8 protein-coding genes are annotated in these 13,531 nt (G+C 72.5%); 5 read left to right on the top strand and 3 right to left on the bottom strand.

Features of this window, described 5'->3' with window-relative positions:
* Positions 1-95: 95 nt before the first annotated feature.
* Together ABD981_RS12235 and ABD981_RS12230 are read right to left on the bottom strand one after the other, a co-directional pair.
* Positions 96-1,811 (bottom strand): RICIN domain-containing protein, encoded by a 1,716-nt coding sequence (locus tag ABD981_RS12235; protein ID WP_123954937.1) that lies wholly within the window; start codon positions 1,809-1,811, stop codon positions 96-98.
* A gap of 374 nt (positions 1,812-2,185) precedes the next feature.
* Positions 2,186-3,142 (bottom strand): helix-turn-helix transcriptional regulator, encoded by a 957-nt coding sequence (locus ABD981_RS12230; RefSeq protein ID WP_046910393.1) that lies wholly within the window; start codon positions 3,140-3,142, stop codon positions 2,186-2,188.
* Between the two features lie 62 nt (positions 3,143-3,204).
* Here ABD981_RS12230 and ABD981_RS12225 point away from each other — a divergent pair, with 62 nt between their 5' ends.
* Positions 3,205-3,819 (top strand): TIGR03086 family metal-binding protein, encoded by a 615-nt coding sequence (locus tag ABD981_RS12225; RefSeq protein ID WP_046910394.1) that lies wholly within the window; start codon positions 3,205-3,207, stop codon positions 3,817-3,819.
* Between the two features lie 261 nt (positions 3,820-4,080).
* Here ABD981_RS12225 and ABD981_RS12220 read toward each other — a convergent pair whose 3' ends face one another.
* Positions 4,081-7,533, bottom strand: coding sequence for a molybdopterin-dependent oxidoreductase (locus tag ABD981_RS12220; protein WP_240495388.1), 3,453 nt, complete (start codon positions 7,531-7,533; stop codon positions 4,081-4,083).
* 339 nt (positions 7,534-7,872) lie between these two features.
* Between ABD981_RS12220 and ABD981_RS12215 the strand changes: the two genes are divergently transcribed.
* From ABD981_RS12215 to ABD981_RS12200, 4 genes are all read left to right on the top strand, one after another.
* Positions 7,873-9,333 (top strand): catalase, encoded by a 1,461-nt coding sequence (locus ABD981_RS12215; protein ID WP_046910419.1) that lies wholly within the window; start codon positions 7,873-7,875, stop codon positions 9,331-9,333.
* Positions 9,334-9,523: 190 nt separating this feature from the next.
* Positions 9,524-11,950: a phosphoketolase family protein gene (locus tag ABD981_RS12210; RefSeq protein ID WP_046910396.1), complete on the top strand. Its 2,427-nt coding sequence runs from the start codon at positions 9,524-9,526 to the stop codon at positions 11,948-11,950.
* Between the two features lie 439 nt (positions 11,951-12,389).
* Positions 12,390-12,689, top strand: a complete 300-nt coding sequence (locus ABD981_RS12205) for a hypothetical protein (protein ID WP_205628261.1) — start codon at positions 12,390-12,392, stop codon at positions 12,687-12,689.
* Entirely contained in the window at positions 12,686-13,069 is a 384-nt protein-coding gene (locus tag ABD981_RS12200; protein WP_123954938.1) for an STAS domain-containing protein, read from the top strand. The genes ABD981_RS12205 and ABD981_RS12200 overlap by 4 nt, the downstream gene beginning before the upstream one ends.
* Positions 13,070-13,531 lie beyond the last annotated feature (462 nt).

Raw genomic sequence — 13,531 nt, 5'->3', positions numbered from 1 at the left:
AGGAGGCCTGTCATCACGCAGGGCCGGCCCGGGCGAGGGCCGGCCCTTTGTCGGGGTCCGGGAGCGGGTGGCGGGACTCGGAAGCCCGGGTGGGGCTAGAAGCCCTTCACCACCCAGTCCTGGACGTCAGGGAGGGGGCTGCCCTGGGTCCAGAGGGTCAGCCAGACGCCGTTGCCGAAGGAGTTCCCCTTCGGCGTGATGGCCTTGCCGTAGGCGTTCACGGCACTGCCGTCGGCCGAGGGGGAGAACCGCTGGACGTCACTGGAGGGGTTGCACGTCCACAGGGTCAGGAGCGCGCCGTTGGTGTTCGCGCCGTTCGCCTCGGGGGTGATGCACTTGCCGCTCGCCTTGTGGACGATCAGGCCGTTCTCGTACTTCCAGCGCTGGACGTCCGCTCCCGTGCAGGTCCACACCGTGATCGGCGTGCCGTTGGCGGTGCCGTTGCCCTGGGGTGTCGCGCAGACGGAGCCCACCTGGTGGAAGTTGGTGAGCCAGCTCCAGCCGTCGACGGGCTTGCCCGCGTCGGGTTCGATGTCGAACACGACCCTGCGCGGCCCGTTGGAGTCCGCGAGCGCCTCGTTGACGCCCCAGAGCCGCTTGGCGAGGGGGTCCCAGGAGAGGCCCTGGGTCAGCAGCGGCACCTGGGTGAGGACGTGGGGTGCTTCGCCGGGCTTGGCCACGTGGACGCAGGAGTAGAGATCGGTGCCGCCGGGCCAGTACGCCGGGCAGGCGCCGCTCATGTAGTAGCTGGTGCCGTCGGTGGCCGTGCCCTGGATGCCCCAGACGGGCGAGGAGTAGCCCGTGGTCTCCGAGGCCACCGTGGTGGGAAGGCCGGTGCCGAGGGCCGACAGGGGCCAGCGGACGATGCGGGCGCCCGCGCCCCCGCGGTTCTCCACCGAGACCAGGGCCGGTGTCGCGCCGGAGCGGTCGACGCTGAGGCTGCTCAGGCACAGCTCGTCGTTGACGGCCGGACCGCAGGCGCGGGGGCTGTTGTTGACCCAGGCCGTGGAGACGTTGTCGACGGCGGCCGTGCCGATGGTGCTGTAGCGGGCCACGAGCGGCATCGCCCAGAGGTGGAACCGGGCGGAGGTCTTGCCCGCGTTCAGGCGGGTGTCGGCGCTCGTGGTGTCGTTCATGCGCCACATGCGGGTCAGGTCGAAGACCTGGAGTTCCGCGCCGTTGGCGACGAACAGCCGGTTGCCGTACCAGGCCACGCCGTCCGCGTGCGAGGCGTACGCGAGGGGCTTGAAGTTGCCGTTGACCGGCTCCACGAGTGCGATGTGGCCGTACTTGACCTGGCCGCCGGTCGAGTCGGTGATCGTGACCCGCGCGTAGTCCTCGACGGTCGGCGGATTGCGGCCCGAGACGTACGTGCCGTGGTACCAGGCGGTGGCGGTGAGGGAGCGCCCCGCGTACAGCCCGTCGGGGGTGGCGGCATGCGAACCCGCGAAGCCCTGGGGCATCCAGCCGCCCTGGGTGTCCGCGTAGTTGGACCGGTCGTCCTCGTCGTCCCAGCAGAAGCCGTCGGGCTTGAGGGCGCCGTTCAGTCCGGTGGCGTGACAGAGCCCCGGACGTCCGGTGCGGGTGCCCAGGACGTCGGTGACGGACGCCTTGGCGACTCCGGCGGCCTCGGCGGAGTCGATGAGGCCCGTCTTGTCCCCGTCGACGCGGGTGAGCTTGAAGTTCGCGGTGAACGGGTCCAGACCCGAGGCGGCCTGGGCGGGCTGGGTGGGAAGCAGGACCGATGCGGCCACGGCCGCGCCGAGCGCGAACTGGAGGAGGCGGCTTCTTCGGCCGAACATGAGATTCATTCCGGCAGGCTATGCATCCCCATCCGTCCATGATCATCTTCTTCACCGGGTCTTCACGCAGGTCACAGGGTCTGCCCAGGCATCGCGCGGGACATCCGGCAGGACATCCAACGGGCGGGAACGGCCGTTGTCGGATCGCCCATCCGGCGCCCGAATTCCGCGTCGCCCCGAGGCCGAGGCGGCACAGTTCGCCGCCCGGGCCGAGCAGGGGTGGCCGGCTGCGCGGCCCGCCGTGAACAGCAGTGCCCGGACGCACCCGTCGCCTTCACCGACCACGGCACGGTGGCCGTGGAGGAAGGGGCCCACGTCTACGGCATCGGGTACCAAGGCGGATGGGGCCACCGGGCGGAGCACCTGGCCGTGGCGTCTTCCGCTCAGGGGGACACCGGCGGTCCGTACACTCCTGCCAGCTCGTCCGCCAGGCGCGCGAGGCGCTCTCTCGCCTCCGGCGGATCGAGCACTTCGACGCGTGTTCCGAGTCCGGCCAGCTGTGTCGCGATGACTTCCGGCGTCGGCCCGTCGACCTGTATCTCCGTCCACCCGTCGGGGAGTTCCGGACCGACGCGCAGGCGCCCGTCGAACAGCCTCTCCAGTATCGCCATGGCACCTGGCGCCACCCGGGCGCGGACCGTCGCCGCGTACAGCCGCTCCTCCAGGCGGGCGGCGAACGAACGCCAGACCGAGGGGAGGTCGAAGTCGGGCGGCCGTACGACGGGCTCGCCGGTCGGCTCCACCGAGGCGACCCGGCTGAGCCGGAAGGTCCGCAGCCCCCGCTCCGTCCCGGCGACGAGGTAGTCGTGGCCCGCCTTGGTGACGAGCCCGAGCGGATGGACGGTGCGCACGCCGACGGGCTTGCCGGGGCCGGCGTACCCGAGCCGCACCTGGATCCCGTCCACGACGGCCCGACGGAGCGCGTCGAGGTGCGGCCCGGTGGCCGTGACGTCGGCCCGCGACCAGTCCCTGCCGTCGGTGTGACCGGCTCGCGATGCGGCCTCGGCGCCCGGCCGCAGAGGTGCGGGCAGAGCACGCACCAACTTGCGCAGTGCCGTGCGGAGTTCGGGCGTGGTCGACGAGGGGCCCGCCAGCAGGAACAGCGCCCGGATCTCCTCGCCGGTCAGACCGGTCAGGTCCGTACGGGCGCCGCCGACCAGCGACCAGCCGCCGCCGCGGCCACGCTGCGAGTACACGGGTATGCCCGCGGTGGACAGCGCCTCCAGGTCGCGGCGCGCGGTCCGCGGCGACACCTCGAGTTCGGCGGCGACCTCGGCGACGGTCACGCGGGGGCGCGTTTGGAGGAACAGCAGGGTGGCCACCAGGCGATCGGCTCTCATGCCGAGAATCCTCCTGGGGAAATAGGCCAGGAGATGACCTGTTTCGCTTCCAGGATGAAGACATGACTCACACCGAGAACACCGCATCCTCCGGCCACACCGCTCACCACGGCGACGACCCCCGACAGGGCCTGCTGAAGGCCGTCGCGCTCGCCGGACGCACCGTCGCCGCCGTCCGGCCCGAACAGCTCGACGGGCCGACCCCCTGCAGCGAGTTCACCGTCCGGCAGCTGGCCGGGCACCTCGTCGCCGTCCTTCGCCGGATCGCCGTCGCCGGGCGCGGCGGCGACGTGACGAGCCTGCCCACGGTCGCGGACGAGCTCACGGACGCCGGCCGACAGGAGGCGTGGGATGCCGCGGTGCGCGAGGTCGGGGCGGCGTGGGCGGATCCCGCGGTCCTGGGCCGGACGCTGACGCTGCCGTTCGGCAGGATTCCGGGGGCCGCCGCCGCGGCCGTGTGGACCTCGGAATTCACCGTCCACACGTGGGATGTGGCCACCGCGACCGGCCAGTCCCCGGAGTGGGACCCCGAGATCGTGGCGATCTCGTACGCCGCCATGCAGCGCGGGCTGCCCGCCGGACCCCGTGAGGGTGCGCCGTTCGCGGCCGCGGTGGACGTCGCCGAGGACGCGCCGGCCATCGACCGGCTCGTGGCGTGGTGCGGACGCAAGCCGTAGCCAGCGGCCGGCACGGGGAGGGCTGCCCCATGGGGGGTGCCCTCCCGGCGCGCTCGGACACCTGCCGTCAGCTCGGCCTCGGCCCGGTCCGCGGCAGGGAGCGCGGTCGCTCGCCCGTCCTTTCGTCCCACGCGCACGCGCCGGCTCGGACGGCTCGGACGGCTCGGACGGCTCGGACGGCTCGGACGGCTCGGACGGCTCGGACGGCTCGGACGGCTCGGACGGCTCGGACGGCTCGGACACGGTACGCGCAGCGCGGGCTCACACGTCCAGGACCAGGTCCGAGGTCGGCTGGGACTGGCAGGTGAGGACTTCGGACTCCGGGAGGTCCTCCGACGGGGGCACCAGGTGGGCAGCGGTGCCCTTGAGAACGGTGCAGGCGCAGCTCTCGCACTGGCCGACGCGGCAGCCGCTCGGCATGACCACGCCGGCGGCCTCGCCGAGGGCGAGGAGGACGCCGTCGCCCTTGCGCCACCGTGCGCTGCGGCCGCTGCGCGCGAAGGTCACGGTGTACTCGGCGCCGTCGGGCACCGCCACGTCCCTGCGCAGGAGACGGAACCTCTCGCTGAACACCTCGAACGGCGGGACTCCGCGGCCGACGAGGGCACCGGTGAGCGCGTCCATCATCGGCTGGGGACCGCACATGTAGAAGCGTGCGCGGCGTTCGAACAGGGTGGGGTCGATGTCGTCGACGCCGATGAACCCTTCCCGGTCGTAGTCGCGCCCGCGTGTGTCGGTCGCCGCGGGGGCGGCGTAGTGGTCGACGACCGTCAGGGCCGGTATGCGGCGCGCCAGTTCGCGCAGCCGGTCCTTGAACGGGTGGTCGGCGCTGTTGGGGTTGCCGTAGTGCAGGACGACTTCGGGGACCGATCCGCCGGTGGCGGCGAGGGTTTCGAGGTAGCTGAGGAACGGCGTGATGCCGATGCCGCCGGCGAGGAGGACCACGGGCCTGTCGGTGTGCGTGGGGAGGGCGAACACGCCGGCGGGGCTCGTCACGTGGAGCAGGTCGCCGACCGCCGCTTCTTCGTGGAGCCAGGTGGAGAGGGCGCCGCCGGCGATCTTCCGGACCGCGAGGCGGTAGTCGCGGCGGTCCGTTTCGAGGGCGGGTCCCACGAGCGAGTAGCTGCGCCCCTGGGAGGGGTCCTGGACGGTGCCGTCCGGGTTCTCGGCGCGTACGGTCAGGTGCTGGCCGGGGCGGTGGTCCGGCAGGGGGGCGCCGTCCTGTGGGACCAGCCGGAGGGTGCGGACGCCGGGGCTGATCTCGGTCGAGGAGGTGATGGTGAAGGCGCGTGTGCCGGCCCAGGAGGTGTTCCCGGCCGCCGGGGTGATCCGGCACGCGGCCGAGCGCAGCGGGGTGGAGCCGCTGAGCGGATCGGTGACGGCGTGGTCGACGAGCCGGTTGTAGTTGCTGCCCGTCTCGTTCGTCGGGGCGGCACCCGGCAGGGCCAGGTCGGGAGCGTCCTGCCACCAGCCGTACTCGCCGACGACGACCGCGGGGTGCAGGGAGTCGTCGAGTCGGGCGCGCAGCCGGATGGCGCCCCGCCGGGTGGCGACCTCGACCCAGTCCCCCGCGCTGATGCCGTGGGAGGCCGCGGTGCGGGGGTGGATGTCGACCGACGGGTCGGTGGCGCGACGGCGCAGCGAGGTCAGTGAGCGCTGCTGGCTGTGGACGAAGTAGCCGTGCTTGGCACAGGTCAGCACCAGGGGGTACGCGGCGTCCGTGGGGGTGGGGTCGCGGTGTTCGGGCACGGGCGGGTAGCCGTGTTCCAGGAGCCGCTCGGAGTAGAGCTCCACGCGCCGGGTGGGGGTGGCGAAACCGGTCACGGTGCCGTCCTGGACGCCGAGGTCGGGGTCCGTCGCGGGGGCGGCGTACCGGCAGTGGGCCGGCTCGCAGGGTATGCGCCTGCCGCCGGGGCTGCGGCGCAGCTCGTCGGTGGTGAGGCCGAGCGGTTCGAGCTGCCAGTTCCAGGCGGCTTCGATGTCGCCGTCGAAGAAGGCCGTGCCCATGCCCAGGCGGCAGGCGAGGTCGAAGACGACCTCGGTGTCGCTGCGCGATTCGCCCTGCGGTTCGACCATGCGCGGCCGCAGCTGGACGTGCTCCTGGGCGCGGTGGCTGACCTCGAAGCCGAAGCGCAGGGCCTCGTGCTCGTAGGCGCTGTTGACCGGGAGGACGAGGTCGGCGGTGGTGCTGGTCGGGTTGTGGAAGAGGTCCAGGTGGACCTGGAAGTCGAGGGCCGTCAGGGCCCGCGCGGTGCGGTCGGAGTCCGGCTGGGAGACGACGAGGTTGGAGCCGAAGCCGATGAGGGCGCGGACCGGGTAGGGGTGGCCCGTCTCGATGGCCGTGCACAGGTCCCCGGAGTTGATGTAGCCGGTGGTCTGCGGGCCCAGGGGGTGTTCGGCGAGGCCGAGGGCCTTGGCGCGTTGGGCGGGGTCGATCTGTCCGGGGAAGGAGGCCGGGTTGTAGGCGGGAGCGGGCACGACGCGGTTGCCTCCGGGGCTGTCGTAGCTTCCGGTCAGCGCGTAGAGGGTGGCGAGAGCCCGCTCGGTCTGCGTGGCGTTCGCGCTCTGTCCGACCCCGGTCCAGCCGTAGTACGTGACCGAGGACGCGGCTGCGATGTCGTCGGCGAGGGCCCGGATCTCCCGCTCGGGGATCCAGGTGGCGGCCGCCACGCGGTCCGGGGTCCAGGCGGCGCAGGCACGGGCGTACCGCTCGAAGGCGGGTGCGCAGGCAACGGCCGAACCGTCACGGAGGGTGATGTGATGGGTGCCGCGCAGGGCGAAGCGTTCGGGTCGGGAGGCGGCCCGGGTGGTGTCGTACGGCTCGGCCTGCCCGGCTTCCTCGTCGTACACGGCGAATGCGGTGCCGGCGGCGTCCTCGGGATCGTCGCAGGCGTCGGGGAGCTCGTTCGCGCGGAGGAAGCGTCCGGTGTCGCCGCGGACCAGGAGCGGGGCGTTGGTCCAGGCCCGGACGAAGGCCTCGTCGTACCGGCCGCTGTCGATGAGGAGGTGGGCGAGGCCCAGGGCCAGGGCCGCGTCGGTCCCCGGCCGGACGCGCAGCCACCGGTCGGCGCGCAGGGCGCTGGTGGACCGGCGCGGGTCGACCACGGCGAGCTTGGTGCCCTTCGCCTGTGCGGCGGAGAGGGCGGTGGACTGGGCGAGCCAGGTCTTGGCGGGGTTGAAGCCCCAGAGGAGGGCGAGCTCGGCGTTGGCGTAGTCGGGCGGGGGCAGGGGGTTTCCGAAGGTGAAGGCGTGGGCGGCGTCCTTGTGCCAGTTGCAGATCTCGGCGCTGTAGACGGTGTTCGGGCTGCCGAAGGTGCGGATGAAGCGCTCGATCCATTCGGTGGCGTCGGACACCATGGTCCCGGAGGGCGTGGCCACGGCGAACGCGACCGCCTCGGGGCCGCTCTGCGCCGAGATGGCCGAGAGCTTCTCGGCGATCTCGGTCATCGCCTCGTCCCACGAGACGGGCACCCAGCCCGGATCCGGGTCGGACTTGGGGTTGGTCCGGCGCAGGGGGGTGGTCAGCCTGCGGGTGCTGTGGGCGATCTCGGGGGCGGAGCGGCCCTTGGGGCACATCGCCGCGCCGGTCGGGTGGTCGGGGTCGGGCCGCACGCCGGTCAGCCGGCCGTCCTCGATCGTGAAGACCGCCCCGCAGCGCGACTTGCAGAGGGTGCAGAACCCCCGCTTCTCCTGGACCACAGCTGCCTCCCGCACTCGAACGCTCACCTTTCATCCAACGGGCTGCGCGGCCGCCGGACGAGCGGCGAGGGTCCCGGACCCACGAGGCCGAGAGTCACCAGCAGGTCGAGCCTTTCGACCCGAGACCGCGCCCCGCCGTCGTACGTCGCGCGGTCGTACGTCGCGCGGTCGAGCGTCGGCGTCGGCGTCGGCGTCGGGGCACCGTGCCCGCAGCGCCACGACTCCGGCCCGCACGGCGGTCGGCTCCTTTGCGACGGGGCGCTCGACCGGGCGGCGACTGTTCTCGGGTCGCGGGGGAAGGCGAGCGGGGTCAGGGTGGTGAGGTGGCATGTGCCGACGACGAAGGGCGTGGAGATGACGGAGAGCCGACCTGCGACGACGACCGACTCCGGGGCGCCGGTGGAGAGCGACGAGCATTCGCTCACCGTGGGGCCGGCGGGGCCCGTTCTCCTGCAGGACGCCTATCTGATCGAGCAGATGGCGCAGTTCAACCGGGAGCGCATCCCGGAGCGCCAGCCGCACGCGAAGGGCAGTGGGGCGTTCGGGCGGTTCGAGGTCACGCACGACGTCAGCCGCTACACCAGGGCCGCGTTGTTCCAGCCGGGGGCGCGCACCGACCTGGTGGCCCGCTTCTCCACGGTGGCCGGTGAGCGCGGGAGCCCGGACACGTGGCGGGATCCGCGTGGGTTCGCGGTGAAGTTCTACACGTCCGAAGGCAATTACGACATGGTCGGCAACAACACGCCCGTGTTCTTCGTCAAGGATCCGATGAAGTTCCAGCACTTCATCCGGTCCCAGAAGCGCCGCGCGGACAGCAACCTGCGCGACCACGACATGCAGTGGGACTTCTGGACGCTCTCCCCCGAGTCCGCGCACCAGGTCACCTGGCTGATGGGCGACCGCGGCGTGCCCCGGACCTGGCGGCACATGAACGGCTACACCTCGCACACGTACATGTGGATCAACGCCGCCGGTGAGCGTTTCTGGGTGAAGTACCACTTCAAGACGGACCAGGGCGTCGAGTTCCTCACCCAGGCCGAGGCCGACCGCATGGCGGGCGTCGACACCGACTGCCACGTGCGGGACCTGTTCGAGCACATCCGGGACGGCGACTTCCCGTCCTGGACCCTGCACGTGCAGGTCATGCCGTACGAGGACGCGGCGGGCTACCGGTTCAACCCGTTCGACCTGACCAAGGTGTGGCCGCACGGCGACTACCCGCTCATCCCGGTGGGCCGGATGACGCTGGACCGCAACCCCACCGACAACCACGCCCAGATCGAGCAGGCGGCGTTCCAGCCGAACAACTTCGTCCCCGGGATCGGTCCGAGCCCGGACCGGATGCTGCTGGCCCGGCTCTTCTCCTACGCGGACGCCCACCGGGCCCGCATCGGCACCAATTACCAGCAGCTTCCGGTGAACGCTCCGGTCGTCGACGTCCACACGTATTCGAAGGACGGCGCGATGGCCTATCGCACGAGCTCGGACCCGGTCTACGCCCCGAACTCCAAGGGCGGTCCCGCCGCTGACACCGAGCACCACGGCAACCCGCCGAGCTGGTCCGTGGAAGGGGAGATCACCCGAGCGGCGTACGTCGCGCACCCCGAGGACGACGACTGGGGCCAGGCGGGCACCCTCGTCCGCGAGGTCCTCGACGACGCGGCGCGCGACCGGCTCGTGGACAACGTGGTCGGCCACCTCCTGGACGGCGTGAGCGAACCGGTCCTGGAGCGCGCGTTCACGTACTGGACCCACATCGACCCCGGCATCGGCCGGCGCGTCGCCGACGGCGTGCGGGCCGGACGGGCCGCGTAGTCCCGCGCCCGGAGCAGGTAGGAAGTCGGCACGGTACGGGAATGCCGCACGCCGGGTCGGAGTGGCGTGCGCGTCCTCGAGGACGCGCACGCTCTCCGGGGCCCACAGCGGGGTGCTCTGGTCGTCAGCCCCGGCCTGACCGGTGCCGGACCATACGAAGAAGCCCCCCGCCCCACCCCTGGAGGCTCTCATGGCCGCGGAAGGACCCCCGGAGCACGGCGCCGGAGCCGTGACCGACGACGAGTTGCGGACCCTCGACGCCCACTGGCGGGCCGCGAACTATCTCGCGGCGGGCCAGATCTATCTCATGGCCAACCCGCTGCTCACCGAGCCGCTGCGGCCCGAGCACATCAAGCCGAGGCTGCTGGGCCACTGGGGCACCTCACCGGGGCTCAACCTGGTGTACACGCATCTGAACCGGGTGATCCGGGCCCGGGAGCTGGAGGCCATGTGCGTCTGGGGGCCCGGGCACGGCGGGCCGTCCGTCCTCGCGAACGCCTGGCTGGAGGGCAGCTACAGCGAGGTCGATCCGGACGTGTCCCGGGACGCGGCGGGCATGGCGCGGCTCTTCCGGCAGTTCTCCTTTCCCGGCGGGGTTCCGAGCCATGTCGCCCCCGAGGTCCCCGGCTCCATCCACGAAGGGGGCGAGCTCGGCTACTCCCTGGCCCATGCCTACGGTGCCGCCTTCGACCGCCCCGGGCTGGTCGTGGCCTGCGTCATCGGCGACGGCGAGGCGGAGACCGGGCCGCTGGCGGCCTCCTGGCACTCGAACAAGTTCCTCGACCCCGTCCACGACGGTGCCGTGCTGCCGATCCTGCACCTCAACGGGTACAAGATCTCCAACCCCACGGTGCTCGCCCGGCTCCCCGAGGAGGAGCTCCAGGCCCTGCTGAGGGGATACGGCCACGAGCCCCTCGTGGTGGCCGGCGACGATCCCGCCCGGGTCCACCGGACCATGGCCGCCGCCTTCGACCGCGCCCTGGACATGATCGCCCGGACCCAGCGGGCCGCCCGGGAGGAAGGGGTCACCGAGCGGGCGCGCTGGCCGCTGATCGTCCTGCGCACCCCGAAGGGATGGACCGGCCCGGCGGAGGTGGACGGCCAGCCCGTCGAAGGCACCTGGCGCGCCCACCAGGTCCCCCTCGCGGAGGTCCGCGAGAACCCGGAGCACCTGCGGCTGCTGGAGCGGTGGCTGCGCTCGTACCGGCCGCAGGAGCTGTTCGACGCGGACGGACGGCCCGTCGCGGACGTCCTGGCCTGTGTTCCGCGCGGCACCGCGCGCCTGGGGGCCACACCGTACGCCAACGGGGGCCTGCTCACCCGAGAGCTGCCGGTCCCGCCGCTGGAGGACCATGCGGTGTCCGTCGTCTCCCCGGGCGCGAGCCTGCACGAACCCACCCGGGTCCTCGGCGGTCTCCTCGAAGTGCTCATGCGGGCGACCCGCTCCCGGAGGGACTTCCGGCTCTTCGGCCCGGACGAGACGGCCTCCAACCGGCTCCAGGACGTCTACGGCGCCACCGGCAAGGCGTGGCAGGCTGCCGTTCTGGGCACCGACGAGCATCTGGACCGGCACGGCCGGGTGATGGAGGTGCTGTCCGAGCACCTCTGCCAGGGGTGGCTGGAGGGGTACCTGCTCACCGGACGACACGGCCTGTACTCCTGCTACGAAGCGTTCGTCCACATCGTCGACTCGATGGTCAACCAGCACATCAAGTGGCTGCGGACGGCGAGCCGGCTGCCGTGGCGCGCGCCCGTGCCCTCCCTCACCTATCTGCTCACCTCCCATGTCTGGCGACAGGACCACAACGGCTTCTCCCACCAGGATCCGGGCTTCGTCGACCACGTCCTGAACAAGAGCCCCGAGGTGGTCCGCGTCTTTCTCCCTCCGGACGCCAACACCCTTCTCGCCGTCGCCGACCAGGCGCTGCGCAGCCGTGACCAGGTCAACGTGATCGTGGCCGGGAAGCAGCCCTGCCCCGACTGGCTGTCGCTGGACGACGCCCGAGCGCACTGCGCGCGCGGAGCCGGCATCTGGGACTGGGCGGGCACGGAGCACGGAGGCGGACCGGATGTGGTGCTCGCCTGTGCCGGTGACGTGCCCACCCAGGAGGTCCTGGCCGCCGCACAGCTGTTGCGGGAACACCTGCCGTCGCTCGCCGTACGCGTGGTCAACGTCGTCGACCTGACCACCCTCCTCCCGCACGAGGAGCACCCCCACGGCATGACCGATCTCGCCTACGACGGGCTGTTCACCCCGGACAGGCCCGTGGTCTTCGCGTACCACGGCTACCCCTGGCTCATCCACCGGCTGACCTACCGCCGGTCCGGCCACCGGCAGCTCCACGTTCGCGGCTACAAGGAGTCCGGTACCACGACCACTCCCTTCGACATGGTGGTCCGCAACGACGTCGACCGGTTCCGGCTCGTGATGGACGTCATCGACCGTGTTCCCGGCCTCGCCGTCCGCGCGGCCGCCGTCCGGCAGCACATGGCCGATCGGCGCACCGTCCACCACGCGTGGATCCGCGAGCACGGCGCCGATCTGCCCGAGGTCGCCGAGTGGCGGTGGCGCCCGAGCCGGGGACCTGCGGACGGTACGGATCCGGAGGTCACGTGACCATGACCGTCTCCTCCGGGTAGCCGGGGCGCCCGTACCCCGCGGCCGCCCGGCCGGCGGCGCGGGACGGGCGCCGAAGCGCCACCGCCGTCAGCGGGAACCCGCGGATGCCTCGACGCGTCGGCGGAGCGAACGGCTGCGCCCGGCGCGGGGCGGCGCGAGGTGCCTCGTGTTTCCTCTGCCGGGCAAAGGCGTACCGTGGGAAGTGCCAGAAGGTGAGTGGACGCGCACTGGGGTGCGCTTCACTCCAGCCCGGAGGGTTGGTTCTTCCGCTCGCCGAACGGCCGGGACTCCTTGTCCTCCCGGCTCAGGTCGTTGACGTCATCCGTGGCGGCCCCCGTCACCATCTGAATTCGACGCAACGTCACTCTCCCGGCCCGCACCGTGCCCTTGTCCGGCCTGGTGACGGTGCGTGCCGGCCCGGTGGAAGCAGCCCCTCATGCCTGTGGAGCACACCGTCCGGGGCCGGGTTCTGGCCTTGAGCCTTCCGGCCGATCTCGACATCCCCAGCCGTGCCGCCGCCGTCCAGCTCGTGCAGGAGCTGGTCGCCGCCCACCGGCCGCTCGGCGTCCGTCTGCACCTGTGCCACGGCCCCGCCAGTCCCGCGTCCCTGAGCGTCCTCGCGCGCCTGCGACGGCTCTGCGAGGGCCTGGGCGTGCCGTTGACGATCACCGACCGCCCCTGGCTGCCCCCGGCGGCCGTGGCGGGCCTTTCCTCACAGGGAGGTGGATCGTCATGACGAGCGGCGACCGCACCGACGAGGTCACCTACACCGTCACGTCCGACGGCCACTACTTCTACAGCGCGCCCCGTGACGCGGGCGTCTTCCGCGAACCCGTACGGGCCGACGGTACCGCCCGGCTCCAGGCCGACGGCGAGTTCGACCGGGAGTCCGTCGCCTGCCTGGAACGGGCGATCACCGACACGCGCGGCGACGGCGCCACCCGCCTCCTCCTCGACCTGAGCGGGGTCACCTTCGGCGACTCCAGCTTCCTCAACGTGCTCCTACGCACGCACAACACCGGTCGGCTCGTCCTCACCGGGTCCCTGCCCCGCCACCTGGACCAGCTGTTCAAACTCACCGGCACCGACCGCGTCTTCCACCTCCTGGGGCCGTGACCGCGCCCAGGGCGGTACCGGTCCGCAGTCGACCGGGCCGCGTGCGTACGCCGCACGGATCGCGCTGACCGACCTCCCGCCCGCCGCTCTCCAGGACCGGCGGCCCGAACTGCCGGCCGTCGACGCCACGTTCCTCGTCCTGACGCCCCGCCGGCCCCAGGCCGCGGGCGTGACCACGCCCACCGGACCGTCGGGCTGCTCCGCCGGGGCCGAGAACTCCGCCCTGGCGCCCGCGCCCCTTCCACGACGCCACCCCCCGGCACGCCGTCCGGCACTTCTCCGGGCACCGCGCGACTGCCCAGGCCCGTGCCGGGCGCTCGCCCCCCGCCGCCGGCCAGCGACCCCACCGCGTGCCCCGGCGCAGGCACCCGGCGGGAGGCGTGTCCTCATCGACGAAGTCAGACTGTCCGCCCACGAAACCCTTGCGGCCGGGCCGGCCGTCCTCGCCGTGCGCCGATGCCG

This window comes from Streptomyces showdoensis, assembly GCF_039535475.1.
GTDB lineage: Bacteria > Actinomycetota > Actinomycetes > Streptomycetales > Streptomycetaceae > Streptomyces > Streptomyces showdoensis.
The sequence above is the reverse complement of the archived record's forward strand: the minus strand, read 5'-3'. Positions and strand labels throughout refer to the sequence as shown.

Excerpts from the sequence above, each read along its gene's own strand:
- ABD981_RS12210 (WP_046910396.1), top strand. The coding sequence starts at position 9,524 with ATGGCCGCGGAAGGACCCCCGGAGCACGGCGCCGGAGCCGTGACCGAC.
- ABD981_RS12205 (WP_205628261.1), top strand. The coding sequence starts at position 12,390 with ATGCCTGTGGAGCACACCGTCCGGGGCCGGGTTCTGGCCTTGAGCCTT.
- ABD981_RS12215 (WP_046910419.1), top strand. The coding sequence starts at position 7,873 with ATGACGGAGAGCCGACCTGCGACGACGACCGACTCCGGGGCGCCGGTG.
- ABD981_RS12230 (WP_046910393.1), bottom strand. The coding sequence starts at position 3,142 with ATGAGAGCCGATCGCCTGGTGGCCACCCTGCTGTTCCTCCAAACGCGC.
- ABD981_RS12225 (WP_046910394.1), top strand. The coding sequence starts at position 3,205 with ATGACTCACACCGAGAACACCGCATCCTCCGGCCACACCGCTCACCAC.
- ABD981_RS12200 (WP_123954938.1), top strand. The coding sequence starts at position 12,686 with ATGACGAGCGGCGACCGCACCGACGAGGTCACCTACACCGTCACGTCC.
- ABD981_RS12235 (WP_123954937.1), bottom strand. The coding sequence starts at position 1,811 with ATGAATCTCATGTTCGGCCGAAGAAGCCGCCTCCTCCAGTTCGCGCTC.